Below are 25,974 nucleotides of genomic sequence, written 5' to 3'. Positions count from 1 at the left end.
TGGCGTCAGCACTACTGAGACAAAAGCCTTAAAGTCATGTCAAATCTGCACTGACGCAGCACTGGTCCACCCTCTTCAGAAAACCCCATGGCCTCCTTCACCTGGAACGAATCCACCCTTTCCGCAGATTGCGGAACCCTCGAGGACATGGCTGAACGATTCGAAGACACAGCTGCACTGATGAGGCGTCTTGCTCAGACAGGTTTCGCTGTCAAGCAGCAAGCAGGCGCCAGGAAAATCATCCATACAAACGACGAGATTTTTAAAAGCTTCGGATTTGTGATCGAGGAGTGATCGTCAGTTCTCAAACTTAGAGATCAAATCAAATCATTCCTGACCACCCAGCAGGTCTTTCTTCAGTAATGCGATCCGAGCAAACACTTCCGCTCGTCGATGTTGCAGCAACAAATTCGATGTAATAAACCGCACAACCACGACCAGACCGACCAGTTCAGATACCCCCTGAAACAAACCACCAAAAATCGGTAGATGGTTCATTGAACTCAGGAATGTGGCAACAAAAGACAACAACAAGCCAAGAATGACGGAACCGAAGACAACAAGAAAGATCGGATAAATCTGCTTGAAACCCTGGAGATTCAACTGTTTCAGTGAATCCAAGCCGAGCGAGAGCTGCTGGATGAGGTGAGACACCGACAGTTCATCACCATGATCTTCTGACTGCATCGACGATGGTGCTTCAACAACACTCGCCGGGGACTTGGCAATTTCAGCGGTTTGAACCTCATCACCCCCAGTGGGGTCAGGGGCGAGATTCAGTTCAGATGCATCAACAGGCTCCTTGAATGGCAAGTCACCACTGTTGCCAGCACTATCACCCACCTGCACACCTCAGAAATGAAGTTGCCAATATGAGGTAGATGAACAGGCGCACAACAATAAATTCAGCAAACAAAAACTCTCACAACAAATCTCATCAAGGCCAAACGATTGGAACACAATACTCAACAATTATCGCAACAAATATCCATCCTGCTGGCTCGAGCTGGCGCGCTGTGCAACATCAAGCAACTGTAGATGGCGATGTTCAGGTCCAGATCGCCACAACTGCCATCACTGCGAAGCCTCCAACTGCAGCGATGAACTCACGCTGGTTGCAGCAGCGGTTGATCATGGGCGAGGAAGCCAGCCCATGCAAAGTGCCGAAAAACAGAAATGTTCCTGCTGCTGCAGCGCTGATCGATGCCTCAACCAAAGGATGGGCATCAGAAGCCGTACTCAGCGCCTGGCCAACAAGCGCGCCGAAAGGGAACATCACGACGAACACCAGGAATAGCCTCCAGGCGGAACGCTTTGAAAACTCGGAGCGACCTAGTTCCAGGCCGAGCGCAAAACTGGCAGAGCCTTTATGGGCCAGCACAGCGATGAAGATCACCACCGTTAACGCCACTGAGGACGACACCCCAAAGGCGGCACCCATCAGCAGGGAGTGAATCGACAACATCGCAACAGCCGTGAGCGGCAGAAGCCTGCTGTTGCCTGACGGGGAGCCCATCCCGTGATTCGCCAGATGTTCAACCCACAGAAGCAGGAGCATCACGGATCCACAGATCACCATCGCAAACGGATAGTTGATGTGAGCCGTGTCGAACGCCGACTGTGAATCACCGAGCATGTGAATCAAACCGGCACCCAAAAAGATTCCAGCTGCAAAGGCTTCACCAAACCCAAGAGCAGGCAGAGATCGATCAGAACGCATGGCCATCAAAGCCGGCCGACCTGTGGCAAGAGAGATGACCACCACAACAGCAACCATCACCAACTTCAGAACTTGATCCGACATCCCCGCAGCACGAACGCGGCTAATCAACCCGAAAGCTAAGAATGATTCTCATTGCCGGCCAGTGTGTGATCCGCAACTGGATAAGGAGTCGACCGGCGAGCCGCGGTTACTCCGTGAACGACGCCGTGTGGAAATTCCAGCTGTCACCATCCTCCAGCCAAAGCTCCCAGGTCATCGCCGTTCCATCACGGAGACGCAACCGACCGCCAAAACCGGCGGGAGAAGGTTGGTAGAGATCAGCGAGCTCCATAACAGCTTCACCATCCCTGGTAAGCAGCAGTTCAACAGGCCGACCGATTCGTTGAGACAGGTCCTGACGCAGCTCGTCAACGGTCATCAATCAGGAACACTGAAATCAAGCACCAGGTCACCGAGATCTTCACGGCTGATCGTGAAGGCAAAGCCATCAACCTTGCCGCTCCAGACCCCTATCGCAGCATCGGCGGCCGTGCCCTCAAGCTGCTCAACCTTGTGATCAAAGAGAACGGAGAAACAGTGAGCCGCCACACGGGCGGCCTGATCCTCATCCATCTCATCAAGCTCATGCGCCTGCACAGTGCATCCTTCAAGCAGTTCGGCATCAATCACATTGCCGCCGCCGACGTCGGCGACGAGAGCCTGCAGTCCGGCAAGTTCGCTGTTGTCTGTCATGTCGTCATTGTCCACGGAGGACAGGCATTAACAATGAAGTGCAACAGGGTTATAGCCATCAGATGAGTTGAATATCAGCCAAAGACGAGCCTCCTGCAATGTGCACGGCAGCAGAAACGATTGATCAGACACGGGAACGGAGAGATCCGTTCGACCAGTTCAACGCACAAACCCCAGCACACCAGCAAGGCCACAGATCCCAATAAACACAAGCGGTGAAATCTTTGTCTTCAAAACGAAGAAGCAGACCATGAAAGACAGTCCATAGGCGATCAAGCTGTGGTTGGCTGTTTTGAGGATGGTGACGCTCACTGAGAACAGAATGCCAAGCGTTACCGGCCCAAGACCGCGTTCAAAAGCCATCCGCCACGGGGAGTCGCGCCAGCGGTTCCAGTAGACGGAAGCAATCAGCATGACCACTGTGGAGGGCAGCAAAATGGCGATCTCTGCGGAGTATCCCGTGATCAGGGCCCAGAGCGGTCCGTGCTTCCAGCCCGCACCAAGACCGAGAAGACCCACAAACATGGAACTCGGCCCTGGCGATGCCTCCGCCAGACCATAAAGATCAGAAAATTGACGGTTTGTCAGCCAGCCGAAGGTCTCAACCGCTTCATGGTGGTAAGCCTGCAGAAGAGTGTTGCCACCACCAATGGAAAACAACGAGAGCTTCAGAAAGGTGAGCACCACCTGCAACCAGGTTTGAACCGCAGTCATCGCTTTTGCCCTCGAGGCCAGTACAAACTCATCGAAATCGCACCTGCCACCAGAACCACTGGAATCAGGGGGAACCTGAACCCCTGAAGACAGACAAAAACAATGACCGCAATGGCTAGGGCGAGATGATCTTTTTTATAGACATCCAATATCTTGAATCCCATGGACAGTGCCATGCCTGCAGCTGCAGCGGCAAGACCAGCAAGAAGACGATTGACTTCAGAAATTGCACTGACCTGGAAGTAGATCAGACCCAACAGCATCAACAACGTAAAAGGTAGAAGAATGATTCCAGCTGTAGCCGCCAGCGATCCAGGAACACCTTTGAAAATTGAGCCGATATACACCGACATATTGATCTGATTCGGGCCTGGGAAGAGACGAGCAACCGTCAATCCCGTGACAAACGCTTCAGACGTCATCCAATGACGTCGCTCAACGATGATCCTGTGACTCCAAAGAGACATTCCTCCACCAAAAGCAGAGAAAGCAACTTGCATCATGCACACAAAAAGCTCATGCAGACCCGGGTTGGCAGCTGGATCTGACTGCAACCCGGTACCAGTATTCTCACTCATGAATAAAATTCGGATCCGGTGACAACTCTCCATGATCATGCAAGGAAGGATCAAGAGGATCCGGAGCTAAATAGTCCTTGGCTTCATGCCAATCAGACTCAAACTTTTCACAACACCGTGCAATCACCTCTGGTGCATCGGTCTCCATCCCCAACTCGCGACGAATATCGAAAGCGCTTCTATCAATATTCATGGAACCAATCACCGCCGCTTTCTTATCAACAATGATCATCTTGGTGTGCAGCTTTAGATGTTTCTGACGACGAATTTTGACCCCAAACCGCGACATCACGCGAAGATTTCCGAACGTGTCGTAGATATCCCAGTCGGAAATGCCGTGCTTACCACCACACAACAGGCGAACCTTGACACCCCTGACACAGGCTTCAACAATCCGATCGAGGATGACAGCATCCACAAACTTCGGGTGCTGAATCCATAAATGAGTTGTTGAAGAGTCAATCAGTTTCGCCAGTTGCCCGCGACTGTGCAGATTGCTCCAGACGAGACCGACCGTGAGATCAGGCTTAAATTCAAGGTTATTCCAATCAGCCTCAAAACCAGCAATCACTTGCTTGACCGCATCTTGATTATAAGTCACAAGCCCATGATCTCTGGTCAGAGTGAAATATTTTTCAGCCAGATTAAATGTGGCAACCAACGCACATTCATCATCAATACAAATTGATTTTTCATGCGTTACGGGGAAGGATTCACTCGTCCAGCGCACATCGAGACCTGATTTCTTAAACAGCTCAAAAGCCTCGTCGTTCCACCGATCACCCCCGGATGTATGAGGGTTCAACATGATCTGAACTTTGACCCCACGTTCATGGGCATCCTGGATGGCCTTGATCACCGCAGGAGCCTGCAGCTTGAATTGCTTGATACGCAGGCTCTTTTTCGCCGACGCCAGCAGATCAAGAACCGCTTGCTCTCCATCATCAGGCATCACCAGCAGACGTTGTTGATGACCGAGACTTGTGACTCCAGTAGCCATATCGCCTTCCCGTTAAACCCTGCAGTATTGACTCTTGCAAACTAGCCAGAACAGGAACATTGGCCAAGCATCATTGGGAACCAGAAGAATTCGTGCACTACATCATGCCTTGAAATGATATCCATAGCCCCAATGCAAATCAGATGACAAAGACATTTCAATCACAACGATCAACCAACAACAATTTGATCACCGAAAGCCCAGACCAGAAACAATTAAATCATGAATTGAATCCCTAGGCACATCAAAGCGGCAGTCATCATCAGGGGATGAATCACTTCAATGAAGAGGACAACAACATCCCCATGAGCAACCAAAACATGAACTCATTGTGAACACAGCATCAAGAAACAACCAATCACGAATTGTGCTGCCAACTTGAACCAACCACCTGGAAGGAACTCATGACAACTGTTTCCTGTCTGTATAGCGGTGAACTGCGCTGTAGGGCCACACACCATGGCTCCGGTGCCGTGTTGATCACCGATGCCCCTGTCGACAACGCCGGACAAGGTCAACCGTTCTCCCCCACTGACCTTCTGGCCACATCCGTAGCGACCTGCATGCTCACCATCATGGGAATCACTGCCAAGAGCAGGTACTGGTCGATTGAAGGGAGCACTGCCGAGGTGAATTAACACATGACCGAGTCAGGTCCCCGCAAAGTGAAGAGGCTGCGTCTGCATCTGAAACTTCCTCAGCACCTCAGCGACGAACAGCGTTCACTGCTTCAACGCGTCGCGGAGCAATGCCCTGTGAAGCGAAGCCTCGATCCATTGATGCAACTGGAGTTGATCTGGAGTTGATCCCAACGTTCAAGCGTGAACCCGCATCAGCTGGGCGACACCCCGATCGCCGAACCCAGTGCCAAGACCGCCGGCAGAGCAGTATCAACACTGAGGATGCGATCGCCCAAGTGGACTCGATCTGCCGCGACCGTGGTCGCAAGCTCGATTTCGAAGGGCACAAATCCTCCCTCCGGACCAATCATCACCAGCGCAGGACTCGCAGGGGTCTGCGAAAGGGCGATCGGCGCTCCCTTGTCGGTGATCCAACAGGAGCGACCGTTGCAAAGTTGGGGAAGCTGGTCCTCGACAAATGGTCGAAAGCGTTGATGACAGTGCACCGTCGGGGCGATCGTGTCCTGTGAGCGTTCCATCCCAGTAAGCAAGGCTTCTCTGAGCTTGGCCTGTGACAGCAGAGGTGACTGCCAGTAACTCTTATCGACCCTGGCACTGTTGATCAGATGAAGGTTACTGACACCGAATTCCGCGACAGTACGCAGGATCCGCCGCAGCATTTTTGGCCGGGGCAGTGCCAAAACGATGTCGAAACGATGCCTCGGCGGCGGTGATTGCGTCAACTGCACCGACAGCGTCACACCCGCTTCGTCGATGACATCAACCCGAGCCTTTCCATGAGCACCGCCATATAACCCAACCCGAAGCGTGTCGCCGACCACGGCGCGCAGAACGGAGCGGATGTGTTCGGTGCGCCGATCATTGGCCAGAAAGCAGCGTGTTCCAGTCCAGACGTCGTCGGCATAAAGCAGGATCAGATTCATGCTGCTGATCGTTGCTTAAGGATTTTGACCTTCGCATACTCAGCCATGGAATGCATGCCGTCCGACAGTTTCCGGCCAAGAACAAAAGCGGTGAACCGAACATTTCAGCTCGGCAATCACACCCTTCATTGAGTTGATGATCTGGTGTCAATGACGGACAGTGACACTATGCAGAATACGAAAAACAACAACAGAACAAACACGATCAACGACTCTGAATCACTGCTGCAATTGCTCAGTGAACGCCTTCTGCTCTGGGATCAGCAGGAGGAGGCTCAAGCAGCCGGTGAATGGCATCAGGCACTCGCTCTGGAGCAATCCATTCGATCCATCTCCCCCCGCATCCGACAGGCCATGGGACTGCTCGTGCCCTTGAGACAGGGAGGCTCTGAACGATGAAACTGAGTGACGTTGTTGCCAATCATGGCTTTGCCCCCTGCAACCTGGCCACGATCGAGAATGCACGTTTATACCAACGCGAGCACGACGATGGGGTTCTCGAACTGCTCTGCGTTCAGAAAATCGGTCCCGAAATGCGTGTGGATCGTCAACCGTTGATTCCACTTGTGATCGATGGACAACTCACCATGCCTGTGTTTCTGCCGTTGGGAGATGCGGTCTCAGATCAACGCATTCCCACAGATCGGCTTGAGGACTATCTGAACACCACTCTATAAATCAGTCTGTAAACGCGTTAACGGCAGTACGCCGCGATTCCTGTTGTTGGTGCACAAATAGCCCTCAGGGACGTTCCTTGTTCCAGACCCTCACGCAGCGCGGTAACGACACGCTTGGCAATCCTGTCCAGGGTCAGCTTGCGTTGTCGTGGATCACGCAGTCCCCGCTCCAGAGCCCCCTCAAGCATGCCGATTTCAAGCATCGAAACACCCCTGCGAGGTGCCCCCAACATGCCGCGATAGTCATAGGGGTAAGCGCCGAATTCCTTGGCCAGAGCTTCATCCATCACGGAAAAACCGAATGCGACAGCGGGAATGATTCCTGCACCGATGCCATGGGGTGAGTAAGCGTCGTAATGAATTTCCACGACATAGCCCCCCTCTGACGCATGTTGCTGACCGACGGACCAGTTGGTGCGTGGATCCTGCACGTTGCGAATGGTGCGCACACCAGGGTCATAGAAGCTGATGTTCAAACCCTGCTTCTTACCCTCCGCCACCACGGCCCTGGCAGTACGCAGGTTCCAGTAGAGCTCATCCGTCATACCCGCTTGCATCGGAGCGGCTCCAGCGACACCGACCGCCCAGCCTGGTGTTCCAGATCCATACATCCGCTGCGAATCGGCGTGACCTGCCAGAACCAGAATCGACGTTCCCTCCCTGGGCATCCGGTCACCGACCCAGTTCTTGCCACGGCCTGGCGTCAACGGAAGCGACGGAAGCTGCAACGTCGACCGTTCAGGTCGAGCCGGTTTCATGCTGTCAAGCAGCTCCATCAAACCTGCACCTGACACAGGCAGAGCAAACAGAAGACAGCCCCCTAGGAGCCAGGCGATGCGACGCATGGGATTCAACATGGTCGACCATGGTGCCTGACCTGGCTCAATCCGTCACCCCCCGGCGCAGATTCAGAGACTGAAGCCAGCGAAGCAAACAGGCATCACGGCCAAAATTGCTATTTCAAGGGCAGGAACCAACCGGATGACCATGGCTGATCTGACCGCGCTTTTGATGGCCTTGCTCTGGCCAGGCGCCCTTGTCATCTCAGTGTTAGCCATCAGCCGGACGCTGATCGTTGTGGCCCGGAGTGGAATCCGTGTCGAGATCTTCACCCGTCAGCCGATTCTGATCGGCACAGGAGGCGCACCTCTTCGCGCGGAAGTAGGCAAGGTCAGAATTTGATCCAGTTGATTCAGAGCGGTCAAAGCCCAGCCTGCACAACCCAAAACCACGGGAAGGTCGTATCAAACAACACGCTTCACAGGCACGCCTGCACTGTTATAACAACTAAAAATGAAGGTGCAGAAAGAATCTCTGTACCAGTCACTGTCATGACGCAGGTCGAAAAAAATCAAGCGACGTTGGTTACATCGGTCATCACACTGAGGAAATCAAGTCAACATAGAATTATCACAAACGAAAGCGAGAACAGAAGCCTTCAATTGAACATCATTGAAGGCTTTATTCGTCTTTACTGCGTCAATGAAGGCCAAAGCAATACGACCGAGTCCACATTGGCATTGATTGATGCTGGAACAAGCAGTTCATTTTATTGGAACAATCAGCGGAGGCTGATGATTGAAGCGCTTGAACCATCCAAAGTTGAATTCAACCCGAAAGGTCAACCGGTCGACACCAACAATTTTCTAGAAAACTGGATTCTCGACCTCTACGAAATCAAGCAGCCCGCAGACAGCCTGGAACGATTAATCAAACTGCTGTTACTGCTCGCCAGAACAAGAGGCAATCAGGATTCTGCAGCTGATCAATCCCTGATTTCAGGCCTGTCCCACCGCCGCATCGGCGAAATCATCAGCAGCACCAGACCCACGATCAGCAGGCACCTGGGCTGGATGCAACGCCAGAATCTGATCGACGTGGATGTCGCAACAAAAACGATGCGACTGAACCTTCTGCAGCTGCAGGCCAAACAGGATGAGCTTTTCGCTCAACCGCGACCGCACTTGCACTGACCACCCTTCCACTTCGAGCACTTGGACTTCTTGCAACCTTTCTTTTTCTGAGGCTGATGAACCGGCACGACCCAAGCTGCTGAGAATGCATCTCATTATACAGCCCAGATCAATCACGACGCCAACAGCCATCGAAAGGCTCGACAACCCGTGTACATTTGATACACAGGCGCCACGGTTTCATGCTTTCAGATTCCTCAAAGCACCTTGAGGTGCAAGTCGGGCCTTCGGGTCGAGCCATGGCGGAATCGATGGACCCGGCCTTGCTGGAGGGTTTTCAGGCACACTTCAACATGGAGCGACAGGCTCATGCGACCTACTTTGGCGCTGCCATCTGGATGGGTGAACGGGAATTGCGCGGGTTCTCCAAACACTTCAATGACGAAGCCAGGGGAGAACAGGAGCATGCAGCCAAAGTTGCGGACTACCTGATCGCAAGGGCACAATCGCCCGAACTGCAGGCTCTCGAGGCTCCTGATCAATCCTGGAAATCAGTTCTCGACGTGATGAGCACTGCATTTCTGACTGAACGGGATGTGACCACATCACTCCAACAGCTGCTGGTGGAAGCAGAACGTGTCGGTGACTCCCGTAGCACCGTGTTTCTTGAACCGATGGTGGAGCAACAGATCAAAGCCGAACATGAAGCCGCTCATCTGCTCGGTCGAACCAGGTTTGCGGATGGACAGGCTGCTGCTGTACTGGTGATTGACAACGAACTGAGAGAAGGTGTCGCACACCCTGCCCAGCTTCAGTGATCAATTCACCGAAGAGCGAATTTTCACCAGCGCCCGCCGGGCAACTTCACCGGCGAAATTCAATGCCAGGGGATCGACAAGCAGCTCGCGATCCATCCCTGCAATCAGCTTCTGAAGCTCTCTGAGGCGCAATGCAATCTGAGCCTGCTCAGTACGTAATCGCTTGATCAACGTCTGATTCAGGCACAGATTGCACTGTTGATTGATCTGAAGGCTCCGCCTGGAACAACGCTCTGCATCACGACAGAGCGTTGCCATGAGATTGCTTCCCTGGCGGTAGATCAAAGCCATCAGAGATGGGTCAGGGGAGCGGTGCTGATCATGTCGATCGAGAAGTTCATGGTGAATTCACCACCCGAACAGTTCATCTGATCCACATTTCTCCACTTGGAGACCTGACGTGTGGTGGTGACGCGCGTGGCTCCGATCAGCTCACCAAGACGATCATGGGTCAGGCGGAATGGCAACTGGAAGCAATCGCTGCAGCGCTTACCCAGACGATTGACCAACAGCGCGAAGAGAGCATGAAGCCTCTGCTCTGCCTGTCCGAGGTGACGAATGCGCAGCAGCTGCAAGGTCCATTCATTCACTGCGTCCATGCCGACTTCATCGTCAGATGAAACGCTGCGAGCAAGACGAAGGTCAGTGAGAGCTTCGACGCAAATGCCTTCGCTGCAAAGGCGATCAGTCCTCAGGCGATCGCCAGCCTGCAGGAAGGCCAGAGTCATGCCCTCTGTCTCCTCGCAGGGGCAATACACACGGCAGAAGCCTTCATGGACTTCAAGAATGCTGCCTTGGCCAGCAGAAGCCGGGTCGATCAACACGGTCTGGTGACGAGGCATCGTCATCAATGCCACGGGAGCATCGGGAAGAAACCGGTAAGCCGAGAGAGTCATGGACGGAAAACGTCCTGCTATTGAGAATCGATCTCGACTCTAGAAGCAAAACTGACCTTCATGCAAGCGATTCTCAGAAGCAGTAGGGGGTTCCTTTGAGCCATTTGCTACCAGAAGACCCCGCAAGACGTCATCCCCGAGGTACAGAAGGCAACCATTACAACCGACCAGATCCCACTGGATAGCTGAAAAAACCGTTGTTGAAGCGACCGACGGAAGGGTACGGGGAACACCGGCTAAGTCTTTGCCAGAAGCTATCGATCAGCCGTAGCACCTCTTCACAAACGAGCCTCAGGCATCGGCAAACGACCATCCGCACAACGCGAGCACACCCGACGTTTGCTCACAGAAAAGCTGTCACCAGAGGACCCAAGGGCATCAGCTCTCGCAGCTGTTCGGTTGCTGCTGTTCAGTTACAGCTTTTCGATTGCAGCTGTTCGGTTGCAGCTTCGCAGAGGAACCTATTTGTGGCATCACACGGCCAGCAGCACCTGCGGGACATCGACAAGGAGGAGCCCGCACCGGGAAACAGGCCGAAATAAGCAATCAAAGCAATGATGTCTTGATCGCAAATTGCTTGTGGCCGCAATCAGAATTACTGCAAGGAACTTGCAACATCAACACCAAAGAACGTGTATTCAACAAAGCACGAATCCACCCATTTGATACCGGAACAACAGTGAGGTGCATTTCGCTACGTGCAGATGTTGAGCTTGAATCCAAACGCATTGCTTCGCACAAGTAGACAACTTGCAACGAATCCAGCTCAATGGATCTGCCGGAACAATGCCATCAGGGATGCCGCAGAGCCCAGGCAGCTGCATTACAGAACTGGTGCATGGGTCAACTCTCCAAGCTCACACTTCAGGGTCGAGAAAATGATGCTCGAGCACTAACGCAGGAACACCTGGAGACCTTGATCAAGATCGACGTCAGCACAATCATGTGGATGCAGATCAGAAAAGTCAGCTGAAGAGCACGAAAAAGAACAACCACAGAACAAAACCAACAGTCCTTAAAAATTGTTATTTAAGCTGATTAATCACTCATAAAAAAATCAAGCGAGTCACTCTTATCAATACTTGATGTTCAGACATCAACTCAATGGAGATTGATTACACCAGCAAAACTGAACCAATCTGCTCTGTTCGATCGTCCAGATCAAAACCATGCCGAGCATGTTGCGTCATCAGGCTGAAGCATCACAGAGTCAACACTCCAGTAACAGAGGCAAAAACATAAAAAGACTGCCTACAGCATGGATATGCAGACAGTCTTTTATCGCTCAGAACGAGAAGGTCACACCAGTGCCGATATGGTGGTTCCACCCTTTGCCACCCTCAGAACCCCAGTCTTCGGTGCTGTAAACAGGCTCCCAATGAGCAAAGAGAGCAATTTTGTCCGTGATGGGATATTCAAGCTCAAGCTCACCGCCCCAGTCGGTGCGTGATGAAAGACCTGAGTAGCTTCCAGGCACATAGAAACGAGGACCACCGGAAAGTGTGATGTTCAGCAGGTCAACATTGAAACCAAAACCTGGCCAGACGTCGGTGTAGTTACCGATGTAGGTGCTGTCTGATTCCCAGCCAGTGCGATTTTCAACGGAAATGAACACACCGTCAATCACATCTTCCAGCCCGTCGCCGAGCGCAAAGTTCACGTCACCATCACCGAAGGCGTAGGTGACATTGACGCCCACTTCATTCTTGAGACCTTCCCCGAACTCCTCACCTGGGCCTGTCACGTAGTAAGGCATCCAGGAGACCTGGAAAGCCAATTGTTCATTGGGTTGATAACGGGCTGCTAAGTAGCCCCTGACATCGGTGCGCTTGAAAGGGGCTCCTGATTCATGCGCATGACCATGGTGATCATCATGACCATGCTCGTCGTGGTCGTCATGGTCTTCATGGCCATGGTCATCGTGGCCATGGTCATCGTGGTCTTCGTGGCCATGCTCATCGTGGTCGTCATGGTCTTCGTGGCCATGCTCATCATGCTCATCATGCTCTTCATGGTCTTCGTGGCCATGGTCTTCATGCTCGTCATGGTCTTCGCGGCCATGATCGTCATGATCACCGTGGTCGTCATGATCGTCGCCGTGAGCATGCACGACTCCATAGAAGTGTTCGGCCTCTCCGTAAACAACAGAAGGTCCGATGGTTGCTTCAATGGCAAAAATACCGTTGTTGGGAAGACCCCACTCGAAGACGTAACCGAACTGTCCATCGATGGCGTAATGCTCAGGCTTGCCATCGAGGTTGGTCTCAAAACCACCATGCCCCTCGATTGTGATCACGGGAGTGGCGCGGAATTCACCATCTGGAAGTTGTTCACCGCCACCATGGCCGCCATGGGCATACACGCCTCGAATTGCAGCGTCACCGGCGCACAACAAGGCAAGCCCAGCAGCGGCATTCAGGAACGAAAGACGAGAAAAAATCATTGGATCAAAAATTCAAAAATGTGTACAGATCAATCAGCGGATTGAGGCCCAGCGCTGCTGAAGCTGAGCTGCACCGTTCTCATCACAACGTCCACCCTGGGCAACAACGAACGTGCAGATGTTGCTGGTAGCTGTCTGAACAAGACTTTTCCCTGGAGCCTGGCCGTCTGCAAACAAGGGCTTGCTGGCGAGGGGAACGCCACTGGCTTTGCTGATCCGGCGCATCGTCTTGGACGGAGGCAGCGCCTCTGGAAAAATCACCTTGGTTCCAGATTTCTTGATCGCCTTGCTGATGGCACCCAGGCTGGAGGGGCGCATCCGTCCTCCGGTGGCGTATTCGTCAACAACAGGGAGTTCACGGATGCCGAACCGACGCGCCAGGAAGGAATAGGCACGGTGTCCTGTAATCAGAACCCGCTGTTCAGCAGGAACTGTCTGAATCTGCTGGCCCGTCCAGGTTCCGAGCGAACTGAGCACTGAATCCATGGCGGCCCTGCGTTGATCAATCGCTGCGTCCTGCGTTCCGTTGAACACGGGCTTGAGCTTCACCGCAACCGCATTGGTCATGGACGCCGCAATCGCAGGGTCGTGCCAGAGGTGCGGATCATTCATGGGATTGCTGGGAACAGCAATTTCACCAACGGAGACCACCGGGCCACCGGCTTTGACGCCCTTGAGAGCAGGGGTGAGGTTGTAACCGTTCAGCAGCACAAGCTTGGCTTTGCTGAGATAGCTGCGGTCAGCAGGCCTGAGGGCCATGGTGTGCGGGTCTGCACCCGCCGGGATCAGGCAAATCACGCGACCTTGATCAGCCACCAGCTTCTTGGTGATGTCGCAAAGAACGCCGTCAACTGCAACAACCGTTGGGGCTGAAGATGCAGCGGCCAGCAGGGTTCCTGCTGCTGCCGTGACGAGAGGGAAAGGCAAGATGCGACAAAATATCTCCGGAAATGATAATCATTCTCATCGGCAGCGCAAGTCATGTCGCGCTGGCAGATCGCAGTCTCGGGATACAGAGCAAAACCATGCAGACAACACCGATCAGGGGGCCGGGAGGCAAGTTGAGAGCAAGAGCCAACAGGAAACCCACGGCACTGAGGGCCAGGCCCACCAGCGACGACTGAAACATCGCGGCACGCAGACTGCTGACGCGCCAGAGACCCGGAAGCACCGGTGCGCAGAGCAGGCCAATCACCAGGATCACTCCCACAGCAGCCATGGAACTGACGATCACCATGGAAGTAACCAGCGCCTGCACCAGCTGCAGGCTCCTGATCGGCAAACCCGAAGCCTCAGCACCATCCGGATCAACACCCAGAAACACGAGCTGTCGGTAGCGGGTCAGCAGCAACAACGCCATCGCAGCGGCAGCCACAAGCACTTTGTAGAGGTCTGACCAGTCCACAATCAGCAAATCGCCGAACAGAAGCGCCTCCAGATCAAGGCGAATGTTGAGCACTGGAATCAAGAGCACACCGAGGCCGAGAAAACCAGCGAGCACCGTATTGATCACAGCTTCCTGACCAGCAGGTTGCCCACGCTGCATGCGCTCAGCCGCCAGTGAACCCAGCAGACCGCTGATCACGCCGCCGATGGCTGGGTCCAGGCCGAATCCAACCGCGATGGCGACGCCTGGAAGAACGGCATGGGAAATCAGATTCGCCTGCAGCACTCGTCGCTGCGTCACCAGCAACGTGCCGGTGACGGGGCAGAGCACCCCAACGAGCAGCGACATCAGCAATGGCACCAGCCAGAGATCGAGCTCACTCATGGCTGTGCTCCAGACGATCAGGCTGGCTGCTGAGCATGCGGCGCACCTGCTGCGGTGGTCCATCCGCCAGGACACGACCATCGAGCACAATCACCCGGTCATAGAGATCAAGAGCCGTACCCCAGTCGTGGTTGCTCACCAACAGGGTGTGACCTGAATCAGCCAGTTGCCGCATCAGGGCAAGCAGCTTCTCCCGGGACGGAGGATCAATTGCGGCGCAGGGTTCATCCAGCAACAGAACCCGAGACGGCTGCACCAGCGTTCTGGCCAGCAATGCCCGTTGCTGCTGACCTCCCGACAAGGCATCCAGGCGGCGTGTGGCCAGCGTTTCCAGTCCGACACGCTGCAGAGCCGCCTCCCTGTCGCAACAACCAAAAGACTGATGACCGATCTCCCCGAGCGCGACGAAATCACGCACCGTGATGGGAAAAGACCAGTCAATCCTGCCCCGCTGCGGCATCAACACCACCCGGTCACGAGAACTCTGAATCGGCATCCCATCGCAGGCGACCTTGCCGGCGGAGGGGGTCAACCGGCCCTGCAGCAGATGCAGCAAGGTTGATTTGCCTGTGCCATTGGCGCCCACCAATGCCGTCAGCGTTCCGGATTCCAGAGTCAGCGAAACATCATCAACAACGACACGGTCGCCATAGGAGACGGACAGGCGATGAGCGACGAGGGGAGCCACCCTCATGAACAGTGAGAACGATTCTCAGTCAACCTATCGAGACGGATCAGAAAAGTCAGTCAATGCGCCTCCAGCCGGCAGCCAACGCGCCAGCACTGCCGGTTGCTGAAGTACCTCAAGGTTGAGGGTGCTGCCGGAAATCAGAGCAATCCGTCCATGATCCGCATCAGGCTTCTGCACCACCGTGAGCAGTTGATCACTCACCGGGTCGTAGTCGAGTTCCGATCCCGAGCTCAATCGCCATGGCCCCAGGGAGCGTCGACGGATCTCTTGCCCCTCGCTGTCGAGCTGCAGAAGCACATCTTCGGTGCGTAGTCCGGCTTCCCGCAGCACCAGCCAGAGGCGATCACCACCGTTATCGCAGGCCGCCGCCATCACCCCGGCTTCACCCAGCCAGACCTGCTGTGGAGGCCGGGCCGGAATCACCAGCTCGAGGGAGCGGCGGTAGTCAGGCCAGTGACGGACCAGCAGAGCGCGACCGGAGCCCGAGCAGAAGGCCTTCACCTCCCGGCTGCCAGGAAGCGACTGTCGAGCCTCTCCATCCAGGGAAGGATTCAGAGGCAGCAACTCCAGACCGTCGTAAGACGGCAACACCAGTCCGTTGCCATCGGGCAGCAGACGCAGAGGACCACTGGGCTTCAAGTCCAGAAGCCGTCGCGCTTCGCCTCTGGACTGAATCCAGACACGATCACTGTCTGGCTCAAAACCTCCGAGCTGAACCAGCAATTCACCAAGTTGATTGCTGCTCAGATGGGCAAACAGCAGAGATCCCGAATCTCCGGACTCCAGCGTTTCAAGGCTGCCAAGCCCCGGATCACCAAGACCTTGCTCATGGATGCTCAGAGCATGCTGATCCAGTTGTCGCAGCAGCACCCGCTGCCGCGCCTCACTGTCATCACTGACCAGTGCGACTCCGCTGCCATTCCCCAGTGGTTCAATCTGCAGGATGCGTTGCTGCACAGGCGCAAGCGACTGCCATCGTCCATCTCGCGAGCGCAGCTGCAACCGTTCTCCATCCTCACCGGGCACCACCGCAAGCAGGTGCGGCCTGGGGTTCCACCAGACCACCTGGCTTTTCAGGGGCAACTGCCTCAGATCCTCACCAAGCAGTTGCAGGCGAAGGGGTCCCGCAATGGGACGGCCGGATTCCACCAGAAGCCGGAGACGGTCCTGTCGCCCGAACCAGCTGTGAGGAAGATCCGGAACCAGTGCACTGGCCGCAACAGTGGCACGATCCATCGGCCTGCTGAAGATGACATCCAGCGCAGCGGCTCCGGAACGCAGCGGCTGAATGGCAACGGACTGGAGCCGAGGTGGTCGTCGCAGCAGGATCTGCTGCTGCACAACAGCCAGTCCAGCCAGAGCCGCAAGACAGCCGAGCAAGAGGCGTGGCCGTGGCGACGAAGCGGACATGGTCACGGTTCGAGCGGGCGCTCAGGCCTTGGGATCAGGGTCACTTTGGTCGGTTTCACCACACTGACCGGCACCCCATTCCTCTCCTGCACAGTCATCGTTCCCTCGATCTCAAACCATTGATCCGGCTTCGGATCGGCGTCGGCAGGCCAGTCCACAAGTAGGCCGGCTGGCGTGGCATCCGCGAGGCAACAACGCACGGTCAACCGGGCCAGCTGCAATGGTTCTCCTGGTCGATCCAGCACAAAACCACTGATCCGCACAGGATCTCCAGCGTGCAACTCAGGGTCAGGCTGACTGCGAAGCAGCCGAACCCACTCGGTCAGGGTGCGCTGCTCCGGAGGCAGGAAAAAGCTCAGAGTGGGTGCCGCCGGAAGACTGTCCGGACGGTTTGCGGCAAGGTCGCTGAAGGATGGTTGGGGCGGCAGAAACAGGATCAACAACGCCACAAGAGCGGACGACAGCCAGCCGAGAGGCGCAACTGGCAGGCGCCGCTGGCCAGCCAGCCGCAGCCGCAGCTGCATCAGTCCAACCAGCATCAGGACCACACCGGCAACGGCGACCACCGGGTGAAAGGCCGCATTCAGAAGCAGATCCAACCGAGAGGAAAGACTGCTCCACACCAGCACCCATCCCCAGAGTGTGACCACCAGAGGGGGGAGAACAGCAGCCCGACGCAGGGAACGCAGAGATCTCATCGGAGCGGGCACCACATCAGAGCTGAATCAGGTTCACCCACTGGCCAATCAACAGAACCATCAGTGACGCAGAAAGCGCTGTGATTGCAATGGCTCGCGGAGTCAGCAAAACGGTGAACAACCCGGCAAGTTTGAGATCAACCACCGGCCCCAGCAACAGAAAAGCCAGCAATGCTCCTGGAGTGACCTGGGCGGCAAATCCGAGTGCCAGAAAAGCATCCACACTGGAACACACCGAGACCACCAGCGCCAGCACCATCAGCGCAAGGATCGAGAGCGTCGGCGCACTGCCAAGCGCCAGAAGCCAGCTTCGTGGCAACCAGGTCTGCACCACGGCAGCCAGAGCACTGCCGAGCACCAGCAACGTGAGCAGGCTGAGGAATTCCCGGGTGCTGTGGGAAAGAAGTTCGCGCGGCTGAGGCGCCGATGATCGAGCTTGCATTTCAGGCTTCTTGGCAGGGCCTGCTCCGACCATTCCTGTGCGACGTTCCAGCAGCCCGATGCTGGACAGGGGCTGACTGAGCCTGCGCTCCTCCAACAGTGCCGCCTGGAGCAGACGGGATTCAGGAATCAACCCCAGCAGTGCGCTCAGAGCAAGAGCAATCAAAAAAGCCCCTGCAGGCCTGGCCCAGAGCAACCAGGTCTTATCGGGGAATGCCGCCCAGGTGCTGGCCAAAACAATGGGGTTGAGCACCGGCGCAGCAAAAAGAAAACCAAATCCCGTACCGAGCGGTGCTCCGCTGGCCAGGAGGCGACGGGCCACAGGCACATTGCCGCATTCGCAGGCTGGAAGTGCAAACCCGAGTAAGGCCCCCACGATCGGTGCAAGCAGAGGATTGCGTGGCAGACGACGCACCCAGGCTGACTGGGGAACCAGCCAGCGGGCGACGCCGGCAATGGTGACTCCCAGCATCAGAAAGGGAAGTGCCTCGATCAGAAGACCTTGGAAGATGGCCCAGGCTGTGGCAAGACGCGTCATTCAGCCCAGGGCAGTTCACGCCCATCCGTGATGAGTCCGCCAATCAACGTAGGGATCAGCAGCAGGGATGTCGACACCTCTCCGCCTGGCGAGTGCAGAACAGGAGCACAACTGACAGCGTCGACCATCACCACTAACGTCCGGGAGGCGATGTCGTCTTGGAATTCATGGTGCGACACTCGCTGCAATGGCTGCTGCATCTGCTGATTGCAGCCGCCGTGTTCTCGGCTCCCGCACAGGTCATGGCCTGCATCCCCGGTCTCCAGTGGGGCATGGACAGCACCACGGTTGAACAGCGTCTGGAGATTTCTCTGGAGACAGCCCGATTTCTGAGAGCGGATTCTTCTGCCGTTTATCGCGTCAGCAACCAGCACATCGGTGAACTCCCCGTTGAACAACTGGATCTGCGCTTCGGTCGACAAGGGTTGGAACAGCTGGTTTACAGCCTTCCCGGCGATGCCATGACGGAGGTACTGGCAGGGCTCAGAACCCGTTACGGGTCGCCCGTCAGCAGGACGATCAATCACACCGATCAGATCCCTCAGCAGATCTGGATCTGGAACACAGAAGATGATTGCATCACTGCGGTCAGGGCCGAGGATCAGACATTTCTGCTCAGTTACCGACCAAGTCGCCTCAGACCATCATTGCTGTGAAGGCCTGAGGCAGAGAAGCCGATCAGTGAGCGCGGTGTCCATGGGATGAACAAGGCATCCACTGATTGCCCATCTTGTGAGCTCCCGAGCAGTTGAAGTCCGGGGCAGCGGCCTCAGCTTCAGCCTGGGTGCTGAAGATGGATTTCATGCCTTGGGCAGTGCTGGTGGACTTCTCTGAAAGAAGGGTGCCGGTGTGATCGTCGCCAGGGACATGGTGGGCCCGGGCCGATTGTGCTCCCACGAGCGTGATTGCGGCCAGTGCGGCCAGGGAACCCCGAACGACGGATCGGTTGGAGAGGAGCATCAGGCTGGACTACGCAGATGTGTTTCTCCCATTCTCCAACATCAGCCCAGCCGATGGAAACCCTTTACGAACTAGCGCGCATCAAATGGTGCTGAGGAGTGATGCAGCACGATGCGAACAGAGCCATCTATTTGGCGAAGGAAGGTCCAGGTCTTCTCAGGTTCAGCGGTCTGGCCTTGCGAATCGGTGAGGATCACCATCCCCATGGTGTTCGCAGTGTTACCCAACAACTGCACGACATAGTCCTTGATCTCACATTTGACCCAGTGGCGATAGGTGGCGAATCCCAGTTTCTTGTCCCTGAACTGGGGGATTGTGGGATCTGGACCCACGAAGTAGGCGAGTGCACCATCACGAGTGGTGCGGAAAGTCTCATCACCGATGGCGTAAGTGGGCTTGAACGCCACAGGCCCATAGTCGTAGGCGTATGCAGAATCAATCACAGCCGCCGCCTTGGTTCTTGCCGCGTCGTAACCACCGTTCTGGTAGGCGGCACTGATGGCCAGCACTGCATCGCACCAACCTTTTTGCATCTGAGTGACTTCAGCCTCAGTGATGCCAGTACTGAAAACCTGAACGGCAGGCTTGGCCTGAGCCTGTGCACATATCAGTGATGAAGCTGCCAAAGCGACAGCAGCAGCTGAGGAACGGTGCATCAGAGACATGGAAAAGATTGTTACTGAGCTCTGCCTAGCCAAAGCACTGGAATGCGTAAACGATCGGACAGAGGCTTATGACGGAGGGCGGCAGAAGATTCCGTGACGCGGCGCCAGCAGAAATGCCAGCAGGAAAAGACCGGTCTGAACAAGAACGATGCAGCCTGCCGTTGAACTGTCGGTCCAGTAACTGAAATAGACGCCTAGAAGACTGGAGATCACACTGCTGCCGATGGCCAGCCAGGTCATGCGATCAAAGCGGTCGGTGAGCAGGTAAGCCGTGGCGCCCGGTGTCACCAACATCGCCACCACAAGAATGATGCCGACGGTCTGCAAGCCTGCGACCGCCGCGAGCGACAGCACCGACAGCAGCAGGTAGTGGAGCAAACCGGTGTTGATGCCGATCGAGCGGGCGTGGGTGGGATCGAAGCAGAACAACAGAAGATCCCGTCGGAACAACAGAAGCAGCGCCACGACGACAAGGCAGATCATCCAGGTCTGCTGGATATCAGCCGCGGAGATCCCCAGCACGTTGCCGAACAGGATCTGGGTGAGATCGATATTGCTGCGAGTCTTCGAGACCAGAACCAGACCAAGTGCGAAGAAGCCTGTGAACACAAGGCCAATCACGGTGTCTTCCTTGATTCTCGACTTCTGCTTCACGAATCCGATGGTCGCCACCGAGCCCACGCCGAACACGAAGGCTCCCAGGGAAAAAGGCAAACCCAGGGCATAGGCCAGCACCACGCCGGGAAGAACGGCATGGGACACGGCATCACCCATCAAGGCCCAGCCTTTCAGAGTCATGTAACAGGAGAGCAGCCCGCAGACGCCACCAACCAGGGCACTGATCATCAACGCGCGCACCATGAAGTCATGACGCAAGGGTTCCAGCAAAAAGTCAGGCAAAATTGCTCTCCCTCTGATCCGTGTGCGGTTTCAACGCAAAAGTGATCGAGCAGCCCCCGACGTTCATTCGGTCTGCTCCTCAGCACGAGATGGCCGGTCGATACCTTTCATACCAAACACAACAGAGGCAAAGAGGAAGACGGGCGGGTCGTGTTGCTTTGGATGCACAAGCAGGCATCTGTTGCGAAGAGCAGGTGCAGGCTGCCGCGCATCAACTCGCGACTTGATAACGCTGCTGCCAACCAAAACCTTGCAATCCAAAGCGATTGATCAATCTTGGCAGTGGGGCACAACACGGCTGGCCCGAACAGAACCCACTGCCAGCAAGGGCAGCAATGGCAGCATCGACATAGTCATCATCATCCGGCTGAACCAAACACAACCCGGCTGCCCTTGATGGCGCGCTCCACCTAAGCAACGGCGGTGGTAGAAACCCAGCCAGGCTGCTGATCCACTCGACCGGAGCCACGGACCAAACAACGCCGAGCGCGTTGCCGTGACACCCTGGCTCGCAGATACCAGGAAATGCGAATTGATCGTTACCGCCGAACGAGCCTTAGTGAGGGTTAGCAACCAATAGCGAGCCCACTCAGCGGCACGATTCAACCCAGGACTTCAGACTAAACAGACCGAGACGAACCTTGGAATTCATTAAAAAAATAAAGAAGATTAAAAGCCAGAGACAACATGACCCTGAGCGTTGCTACGAAAAGCCCGAAATCATTAGCTCTGCTCAAGAAGGTCCGAATTGATCAAAGCTCAATCCGACAAAATCTGGGATCTTGTATCGAAAGAGGTAGAAGTTCAACGTATTGCCACTGGATTCATCTTTACCGAAGGACCCATATGGAATCCAAAAGAACAACACCTTCTCTTTTCAGACATTCCGGCAAATATTTGTCGCAAATTGACACCAGACGGCCAGATCGGCGAAGCAAGAAAACCCTCGCAAAAATCCAATGGCCTGACCTATGACAAGCATTTAAACCTCTTAGCTTGTGAGCACCTCAGCTCCAGCGTAGTCCTGATCGAACAGGATGGAAATCGCAAAATAATGGCCTCCAGCTTTGAAGGCAAAGAATTAAATAGCCCTAATGACATATGCGTTAGGCAGGACGGATCAATTTACTTCACAGATCCCCCTTATGGACGCATGCCTGGATTTGGGAAAGAGCGCGAACAGGACCTGGGCTTTCAAGGAGTGTTCCGACTCACCCCCAACCAAGATCTTCAGCTTGCAGTGGAGCCCGATGCCTACACAGCACCTAACGGTCTTTGCTTCTCCCCAGACGAGTCATTGCTTTATATCAATGATTCAACTCAGGCACTCATCGACGTCTACAACGTAAGCCCCGACGGGAGTCTCTCAGGACGAAGATGTTTCGCAAAGAATATCGGCAACGGCCAACTCGAACAGGGAATACCCGATGGAATGAAATGCGACGAACAAGGCAACGTTTGGGTCACGGGGCCGGGAGGGATCTGGATTTTCGACGACCAGGGAGAATTTTTGGGCATCATCGAGACCCCTGAGAATGTTGGCAACTTTCACTGGGGAGGCGCAGATTGGCGAACACTTTTCATTGCAGCAAATACTTCCATTTACACCCTGCGAACCAAGACATTGCCTCACAGCGAACCTTTTATGAAAGGCTTCTAGAGGGTTCAATCGAAGTCCACACTGAATAAAGCAGTCAACGTACAGCCGACACAAGAAACAACACGATAGATACATACGGCGCAAAGAAACGTTGACGCCAGAGGCGCGAGAACTCTTCCCAATAGCATCCCCATGAGATATTGACAGAATATCCATCACCGCTTTTTCATTCAATCAATAAACAACGCTATCAAGTAAAAGAAAAGAATTAAAATATTCATAGCCCATACAGATGCAACCTGTGCAAAGACGAGCCTGTTTGTACTTCGCAAATAGGGAAGTCTTAGGGAAATATTCATTACAAGCAAAGAAGAAAACATGACCAGCGCCAGGTGTGGGCGAGACCTGCTGACGAAAGCAAGTTCATACGCATGGACCACCAGTGGAAAAAAAGGCACAAAGCTAATCACTGCACCTAGCTTGAATAACTGCTCCTCTTGGCGTTTAGTAAGCATCTAATCCATTTTCCAAAGTCAGTTGAAAGCCCCACTCCTTGAAGTGCCGGCCTAAGCGGTTGGTCTTAAACCATAATTTATAAACACATCCTGAGCACGACCTACAAGCGTTTTGCACTGATTGCAACAGCCTCCAGACACTGGCAGATCGCTTCAAAGCCACTGATCGTTTCGTTGAGGCGGCTCGCATCGTTGAGTAGCTGAATTCAGCGATGCGGATTGAACCAGTCGCGACGAGAGGTGGCATCGATCATTGCCTGACAATCGTATGGGGGAAAACGTCTGAGACCAAACAGGCCTGGGGCCAGTACAAACGACTCCGCATTGCAGATCTCAACAAGACATTTCCAAGTGCTGAGCTGGTTTCATACAGACCCAGGCGGGCTGTCTCATGATCAAAATGCGCCAAGAATCAATGGCCTAAGGGCATTCCAGAAGCTGCCTTTCGAGTGGAAAGCAGCTGCTTGTAGCGGCTCAGGCAGGTTCGGGAGCAGCGGGAAGCCGGCCAGAACCAGTTTTTTTTGACATTGGAATTGGAGAGAAGTGTGGTTACTTCGGTCCCTCCGAACCCCGCAGCACATCAGGCGGAAGACCGCCAAACGCCAGCGACAGATTTTCTGGGGTGAAGACCTCAGATGTTTCCCCATAGGCCAACACGGTCTTGTTGATCAGCACCACCAGATCACAGAAATCACGGACATGACTGAGGTCATGGGTTGAGATCAGAATTGAGCAAGCCTGGTTGCGCAATTGCAGAAACAATTCCGCCATGAGCTTCTCTGTACGCACATCAACGCCGTTGAAGGGTTCATCGAGCAGAAGCACTGATGCTCTCTGAGCAATCGCCCGGGCCAGAAACGCGCGTTTGCGCTGACCGCCGGAAAGGGCAGAAAGAGGTCGGTCCCTCAGATCCATCAGTTCAACACGCTCGAGTGCATTGCGCACCGCAAGGCGATCTGACTGACGAGGGATGCGCAGCAGATTCATCGAGCCATAGCGGCCCATCATCACGACGTCCCAGACAGAAACAGGGAAATCACAGTCGATACCCTCGCTCTGGGGCACGTAAGCCACAGCCTGCTCACGCTGGGCTTCAGCCACATTGAGACCGTTGATGCGGATCCGTCCCCTGGACGGACGCACAAAGCCTGTGAGTGCCTTGAACAAGGTGGTTTTGCCAGCTCCGTTCATTCCCACCATTCCGCAGATGCAACCCGCAGGAAGCGTCAGCGAGGCGTCGTAAAGGGCGACAGAGCCGTTGTAATCAACGCAGAGCTGTTCTGCTGCGATCCGAATCGTCATGGCTTTGGATCGGCGGCGGCACCCAGACCGGCTCGAATTAGTTTCACATTGTGGCGCTGCAGATCAAGCAGGGTGGCGGCAGGGCCGTTGCTATCTGACAAGGAATCGACATAAAAGCTACCACCGAAACGACTGCCGGCAGCTCTGGCCACCTCGCGCTGGGCCTTGTCGCTGACAGTGGTTTCACAGAACACTGCTGGAACCTGATCGCGCTTCACCCGTTCAATCAATCGGCCCATGCGACGTGGTGAGATCTGACTTTCGGCGTTGACGGGCCACAGATAAGCCTCTTCAAGGTCGTAGTCGTGCGCCAGATAACTGAAGGCGCCTTCACAGGTCACCAGCAGGCGCTGACCGGCCGGCAGCACCTGCAGGGCGTTGCGCAGCTCCGCGTCCAGGGTCTGAAGCCGGCCCTTGTACACCTCTGCATTGGCCTCGTACTGCTGCGTTCCCTCAGGATCAAGCGACGAAAAAGCTTCAACCAGGCGATCCACATACTGCTGGGCAGCCTTGGGCGACATCCAGGCATGTGGATTGGGGCGACCGGCATAGGCATCCTCACCAATCAGCAGCGGTTCAATGCCATCAGTCAGCGTCACGGTGGGCACATCACCAGCGGCTTCCGTGAAACGTCTGGCCCAGAGCTCAAGACCCAGGCCGTTTTCAACGATCAGATCGGCACCTGCAGCCCGCTCGATGTCACTGGGCGTGAATTCATAACCGTGAATCTCCGCCCCGGGCTTGGTGATGGACTCCACCTGCAGCCTGTCGCCAGCGACATTGCGAGCCATATCAGCAAGGATCGTGAAGGTGGTCAGCACCTTGGGGCGACTGTCTTGAGCCGAACGATCGACGACAGGGCTGTCCGGAGTGAGATCGTCCGACCCGGAGGAGGCCAGCCGTGTCGGATTGCTGCAGGCAACCGTCATGAAGAGGAAACCGATCCAGACAGCGGCGAGAGGCAGGCCCCGTTTCAACAAGCCGCAATCACCATGACTCAACATCGATAGTTCCAGATTACGGAATGACTTCAACTCTCAGGACCTCACCCAGGCATCACCCGCCTCACGTTCGCGAAAACTTCGAATTTGCCCAGGCATCAGCAAACCTGCCAGCCGACTCAACAAGCTGAGCCAGCGTGCATCAGTGATCAGAGCCACACGCTCAACAGCAAGACCATGACGAATGCTCAGGCGCAGGTCATCGAGAGCAGCTCGAAGCTCCCAGCCCCAGAGTTCACGGGCGTCAAACACAAGACGGAGACGATCGCTGGTCTGCTCGTCAATGGCGGCCTGTAGCTGTGGAATCAGCGAGAGATAGTCCTCATGGGTCAGCCGACCACGGGCCAACACGGTAATCACCGGAACAGGTGCAAGCTCGACCGCCTCAAGCGTGAAGCCATGCAGAGCGGAAACTGACATGGGC

At 55.1% G+C, this 25,974-nt stretch carries 37 protein-coding genes; 11 read left to right on the top strand and 26 right to left on the bottom strand.

Annotation, left to right across the window (positions count from 1 at the left end):
• The first annotated feature begins 87 nt into the window (after positions 1-87).
• Positions 88-294 carry a hypothetical protein gene (locus SynBIOSE41_RS06525; RefSeq protein ID WP_066909607.1) on the top strand — a complete coding sequence of 69 codons (207 nt, stop codon included), beginning with the start codon at positions 88-90 and terminating at the stop codon, positions 292-294.
• Between the two features lie 33 nt (positions 295-327).
• On the opposite strand, the gene SynBIOSE41_RS06520 is transcribed toward SynBIOSE41_RS06525, so the two are convergent.
• The 7 genes from SynBIOSE41_RS06520 to SynBIOSE41_RS06490 form a co-directional block, all read right to left on the bottom strand.
• Positions 328-843 carry a CAAD domain-containing protein gene (locus SynBIOSE41_RS06520; protein ID WP_186540094.1) on the bottom strand — a complete coding sequence of 172 codons (516 nt, stop codon included), beginning with the start codon at positions 841-843 and terminating at the stop codon, positions 328-330.
• 205 nt (positions 844-1,048) lie between these two features.
• Positions 1,049-1,831, bottom strand: a complete 783-nt coding sequence (locus SynBIOSE41_RS06515; RefSeq protein WP_186540093.1) for a ZIP family metal transporter — start codon at positions 1,829-1,831, stop codon at positions 1,049-1,051.
• A gap of 79 nt (positions 1,832-1,910) precedes the next feature.
• Complete coding sequence (locus SynBIOSE41_RS06510; RefSeq protein WP_186540092.1) at positions 1,911-2,141, bottom strand: hypothetical protein; 231 nt, start codon at positions 2,139-2,141, stop codon at positions 1,911-1,913.
• Positions 2,141-2,455, bottom strand: a complete 315-nt coding sequence (locus SynBIOSE41_RS06505; RefSeq protein WP_066909796.1) for a hypothetical protein — start codon at positions 2,453-2,455, stop codon at positions 2,141-2,143. Before SynBIOSE41_RS06505 ends, SynBIOSE41_RS06510 begins: the two co-directional genes overlap by 1 nt.
• Positions 2,456-2,614: 159 nt before the next feature.
• Positions 2,615-3,169 carry a chromate transporter gene (locus tag SynBIOSE41_RS06500; RefSeq protein WP_186540091.1) on the bottom strand — a complete coding sequence of 185 codons (555 nt, stop codon included), beginning with the start codon at positions 3,167-3,169 and terminating at the stop codon, positions 2,615-2,617.
• Positions 3,166-3,786, bottom strand: coding sequence for a chromate transporter (locus tag SynBIOSE41_RS06495; RefSeq protein WP_255475983.1), 621 nt, complete (start codon positions 3,784-3,786; stop codon positions 3,166-3,168). The genes SynBIOSE41_RS06500 and SynBIOSE41_RS06495 overlap by 4 nt, the downstream gene beginning before the upstream one ends.
• Positions 3,740-4,747, bottom strand: coding sequence for a phosphatidylserine/phosphatidylglycerophosphate/cardiolipin synthase family protein (locus tag SynBIOSE41_RS06490; RefSeq protein WP_186540090.1), 1,008 nt, complete (start codon positions 4,745-4,747; stop codon positions 3,740-3,742). The genes SynBIOSE41_RS06495 and SynBIOSE41_RS06490 overlap by 47 nt, the downstream gene beginning before the upstream one ends.
• Positions 4,748-5,151: 404 nt before the next feature.
• On the opposite strand from SynBIOSE41_RS06490, the gene SynBIOSE41_RS18335 reads away from it, so the two are divergent.
• On the top strand, positions 5,152-5,385 hold the full coding sequence (locus tag SynBIOSE41_RS18335; protein WP_370594191.1) for an OsmC family protein: 234 nt from the start codon (positions 5,152-5,154) through the stop codon (positions 5,383-5,385).
• 3 nt (positions 5,386-5,388) lie between these two features.
• Entirely contained in the window at positions 5,389-5,553 is a 165-nt protein-coding gene (locus SynBIOSE41_RS18330) for a hypothetical protein (protein ID WP_370594190.1), read from the top strand.
• Positions 5,554-5,579: 26 nt separating this feature from the next.
• Here SynBIOSE41_RS18330 and SynBIOSE41_RS06480 read toward each other — a convergent pair whose 3' ends face one another.
• Positions 5,580-6,311 carry a 16S rRNA (uracil(1498)-N(3))-methyltransferase gene (locus SynBIOSE41_RS06480; protein WP_186540089.1) on the bottom strand — a complete coding sequence of 244 codons (732 nt, stop codon included), beginning with the start codon at positions 6,309-6,311 and terminating at the stop codon, positions 5,580-5,582.
• A 231-nt stretch (positions 6,312-6,542) separates the two neighbouring features.
• Here SynBIOSE41_RS06480 and SynBIOSE41_RS06475 point away from each other — a divergent pair, with 231 nt between their 5' ends.
• A complete protein-coding gene (locus tag SynBIOSE41_RS06475; protein WP_222930584.1) occupies positions 6,543-6,710 on the top strand; it encodes a hypothetical protein in 168 nt (55 codons plus the stop codon).
• Positions 6,707-6,988, top strand: coding sequence for a hypothetical protein (locus SynBIOSE41_RS06470; RefSeq protein ID WP_186540087.1), 282 nt, complete (start codon positions 6,707-6,709; stop codon positions 6,986-6,988). Before SynBIOSE41_RS06475 ends, SynBIOSE41_RS06470 begins: the two co-directional genes overlap by 4 nt.
• A 17-nt stretch (positions 6,989-7,005) precedes the next feature.
• On the opposite strand, the gene SynBIOSE41_RS06465 is transcribed toward SynBIOSE41_RS06470, so the two are convergent.
• Positions 7,006-7,833, bottom strand: coding sequence for a dehydrogenase (locus tag SynBIOSE41_RS06465; RefSeq protein ID WP_066909788.1), 828 nt, complete (start codon positions 7,831-7,833; stop codon positions 7,006-7,008).
• Between the two features lie 142 nt (positions 7,834-7,975).
• On the opposite strand from SynBIOSE41_RS06465, the gene SynBIOSE41_RS06460 reads away from it, so the two are divergent.
• The 3 genes from SynBIOSE41_RS06460 (at position 7,976) to SynBIOSE41_RS06450 (ending at position 9,719) form a co-directional block, all read left to right on the top strand.
• Positions 7,976-8,170 carry a hypothetical protein gene (locus SynBIOSE41_RS06460; RefSeq protein WP_186540086.1) on the top strand — a complete coding sequence of 65 codons (195 nt, stop codon included), beginning with the start codon at positions 7,976-7,978 and terminating at the stop codon, positions 8,168-8,170.
• 5 nt (positions 8,171-8,175) lie between these two features.
• A complete protein-coding gene (locus SynBIOSE41_RS06455; protein ID WP_186540085.1) occupies positions 8,176-8,961 on the top strand; it encodes a helix-turn-helix domain-containing protein in 786 nt (261 codons plus the stop codon).
• Positions 8,962-9,143: 182 nt separating this feature from the next.
• A complete protein-coding gene (locus SynBIOSE41_RS06450; protein WP_186540084.1) occupies positions 9,144-9,719 on the top strand; it encodes a ferritin in 576 nt (191 codons plus the stop codon).
• Here SynBIOSE41_RS06450 and SynBIOSE41_RS06445 read toward each other — a convergent pair whose 3' ends face one another.
• Together SynBIOSE41_RS06445 and SynBIOSE41_RS06440 are read right to left on the bottom strand one after the other, a co-directional pair.
• Positions 9,720-10,010: a hypothetical protein gene (locus tag SynBIOSE41_RS06445; protein ID WP_186540083.1), complete on the bottom strand. Its 291-nt coding sequence runs from the start codon at positions 10,008-10,010 to the stop codon at positions 9,720-9,722.
• Complete coding sequence (locus SynBIOSE41_RS06440) at positions 10,010-10,615, bottom strand: Crp/Fnr family transcriptional regulator (RefSeq protein ID WP_114992061.1); 606 nt, start codon at positions 10,613-10,615, stop codon at positions 10,010-10,012. The genes SynBIOSE41_RS06445 and SynBIOSE41_RS06440 overlap by 1 nt, the downstream gene beginning before the upstream one ends.
• Positions 10,616-11,384: 769 nt before the next feature.
• Between SynBIOSE41_RS06440 and SynBIOSE41_RS06435 the strand changes: the two genes are divergently transcribed.
• On the top strand, positions 11,385-11,588 hold the full coding sequence (locus tag SynBIOSE41_RS06435; protein ID WP_186540082.1) for a hypothetical protein: 204 nt from the start codon (positions 11,385-11,387) through the stop codon (positions 11,586-11,588).
• A gap of 312 nt (positions 11,589-11,900) precedes the next feature.
• Here the strand turns inward: SynBIOSE41_RS06435 and SynBIOSE41_RS06430 are convergent, their stop codons facing one another.
• Genes SynBIOSE41_RS06430 through SynBIOSE41_RS18035 form a run of 8 tightly spaced genes read right to left on the bottom strand, consistent with a single transcriptional unit; the run spans position 11,901 to position 18,735 of the window.
• A complete protein-coding gene (locus tag SynBIOSE41_RS06430) occupies positions 11,901-13,058 on the bottom strand; it encodes a hypothetical protein (RefSeq protein ID WP_186540081.1) in 1,158 nt (385 codons plus the stop codon).
• Positions 13,059-13,091: 33 nt separating this feature from the next.
• Positions 13,092-13,985, bottom strand: coding sequence for a metal ABC transporter solute-binding protein, Zn/Mn family (locus SynBIOSE41_RS06425; protein WP_186540080.1), 894 nt, complete (start codon positions 13,983-13,985; stop codon positions 13,092-13,094).
• 52 nt (positions 13,986-14,037) lie between these two features.
• A complete protein-coding gene (locus SynBIOSE41_RS06420) occupies positions 14,038-14,829 on the bottom strand; it encodes a metal ABC transporter permease (protein WP_186540079.1) in 792 nt (263 codons plus the stop codon).
• The gene (locus SynBIOSE41_RS06415; RefSeq protein ID WP_186540078.1) at positions 14,822-15,523 is read right to left on the bottom strand and encodes a metal ABC transporter ATP-binding protein; all 702 of its coding nucleotides are present in this window, start codon (positions 15,521-15,523) and stop codon (positions 14,822-14,824) included. The genes SynBIOSE41_RS06420 and SynBIOSE41_RS06415 overlap by 8 nt, the downstream gene beginning before the upstream one ends.
• Before the next feature lie 27 nt (positions 15,524-15,550).
• Positions 15,551-16,930 carry a hypothetical protein gene (locus SynBIOSE41_RS06410; protein WP_186540077.1) on the bottom strand — a complete coding sequence of 460 codons (1,380 nt, stop codon included), beginning with the start codon at positions 16,928-16,930 and terminating at the stop codon, positions 15,551-15,553.
• 2 nt (positions 16,931-16,932) lie between these two features.
• Positions 16,933-17,628, bottom strand: coding sequence for a TIGR03943 family protein (locus tag SynBIOSE41_RS06405; protein ID WP_186540076.1), 696 nt, complete (start codon positions 17,626-17,628; stop codon positions 16,933-16,935).
• A gap of 16 nt (positions 17,629-17,644) precedes the next feature.
• Positions 17,645-18,607: a permease gene (locus SynBIOSE41_RS06400; RefSeq protein ID WP_186540075.1), complete on the bottom strand. Its 963-nt coding sequence runs from the start codon at positions 18,605-18,607 to the stop codon at positions 17,645-17,647.
• A complete protein-coding gene (locus SynBIOSE41_RS18035) occupies positions 18,604-18,735 on the bottom strand; it encodes a hypothetical protein (protein WP_255475982.1) in 132 nt (43 codons plus the stop codon). Before SynBIOSE41_RS18035 ends, SynBIOSE41_RS06400 begins: the two co-directional genes overlap by 4 nt.
• Before the next feature lie 39 nt (positions 18,736-18,774).
• On the opposite strand from SynBIOSE41_RS18035, the gene SynBIOSE41_RS06395 reads away from it, so the two are divergent.
• Positions 18,775-19,263, top strand: coding sequence for a hypothetical protein (locus SynBIOSE41_RS06395; protein ID WP_186540074.1), 489 nt, complete (start codon positions 18,775-18,777; stop codon positions 19,261-19,263).
• A gap of 22 nt (positions 19,264-19,285) precedes the next feature.
• On the opposite strand, the gene SynBIOSE41_RS06390 is transcribed toward SynBIOSE41_RS06395, so the two are convergent.
• The 3 genes from SynBIOSE41_RS06390 to SynBIOSE41_RS06380 form a co-directional block, all read right to left on the bottom strand.
• A complete protein-coding gene (locus tag SynBIOSE41_RS06390; RefSeq protein ID WP_186540073.1) occupies positions 19,286-19,567 on the bottom strand; it encodes a DUF3721 domain-containing protein in 282 nt (93 codons plus the stop codon).
• Positions 19,568-19,638: 71 nt separating this feature from the next.
• The gene (locus tag SynBIOSE41_RS06385) at positions 19,639-20,223 is read right to left on the bottom strand and encodes a hypothetical protein (protein ID WP_186540072.1); all 585 of its coding nucleotides are present in this window, start codon (positions 20,221-20,223) and stop codon (positions 19,639-19,641) included.
• 75 nt (positions 20,224-20,298) lie between these two features.
• The gene (locus SynBIOSE41_RS06380; RefSeq protein ID WP_255476031.1) at positions 20,299-21,093 is read right to left on the bottom strand and encodes a metal ABC transporter permease; all 795 of its coding nucleotides are present in this window, start codon (positions 21,091-21,093) and stop codon (positions 20,299-20,301) included.
• Positions 21,094-21,880: 787 nt separating this feature from the next.
• Between SynBIOSE41_RS06380 and SynBIOSE41_RS06375 the strand changes: the two genes are divergently transcribed.
• The gene (locus SynBIOSE41_RS06375; RefSeq protein WP_186540070.1) at positions 21,881-22,792 is read left to right on the top strand and encodes an SMP-30/gluconolactonase/LRE family protein; all 912 of its coding nucleotides are present in this window, start codon (positions 21,881-21,883) and stop codon (positions 22,790-22,792) included.
• 170 nt (positions 22,793-22,962) lie between these two features.
• Here SynBIOSE41_RS06375 and SynBIOSE41_RS06370 read toward each other — a convergent pair whose 3' ends face one another.
• The 4 genes from SynBIOSE41_RS06370 to SynBIOSE41_RS06355 form a co-directional block, all read right to left on the bottom strand.
• Complete coding sequence (locus tag SynBIOSE41_RS06370; RefSeq protein WP_186540069.1) at positions 22,963-23,247, bottom strand: hypothetical protein; 285 nt, start codon at positions 23,245-23,247, stop codon at positions 22,963-22,965.
• A gap of 549 nt (positions 23,248-23,796) precedes the next feature.
• On the bottom strand, positions 23,797-24,543 hold the full coding sequence (locus tag SynBIOSE41_RS06365) for a metal ABC transporter ATP-binding protein (protein WP_066909770.1): 747 nt from the start codon (positions 24,541-24,543) through the stop codon (positions 23,797-23,799).
• 2 nt (positions 24,544-24,545) lie between these two features.
• The gene (locus SynBIOSE41_RS06360) at positions 24,546-25,583 is read right to left on the bottom strand and encodes a metal ABC transporter substrate-binding protein (protein ID WP_255475981.1); all 1,038 of its coding nucleotides are present in this window, start codon (positions 25,581-25,583) and stop codon (positions 24,546-24,548) included.
• Positions 25,584-25,586: 3 nt separating this feature from the next.
• The gene (locus SynBIOSE41_RS06355) at positions 25,587-25,970 is read right to left on the bottom strand and encodes an STAS/SEC14 domain-containing protein (protein WP_186540068.1); all 384 of its coding nucleotides are present in this window, start codon (positions 25,968-25,970) and stop codon (positions 25,587-25,589) included.
• Positions 25,971-25,974: the final 4 nt, after the last annotated feature.

Origin of the sequence: Synechococcus sp. BIOS-E4-1, from assembly GCF_014279995.1 — a bacterium.
Lineage (GTDB): Bacteria > Cyanobacteriota > Cyanobacteriia > PCC-6307 > Cyanobiaceae > Synechococcus_C.
Note: the sequence above shows the minus strand (reverse complement) of the source record. Positions and strands in the feature narration are given on the sequence as shown.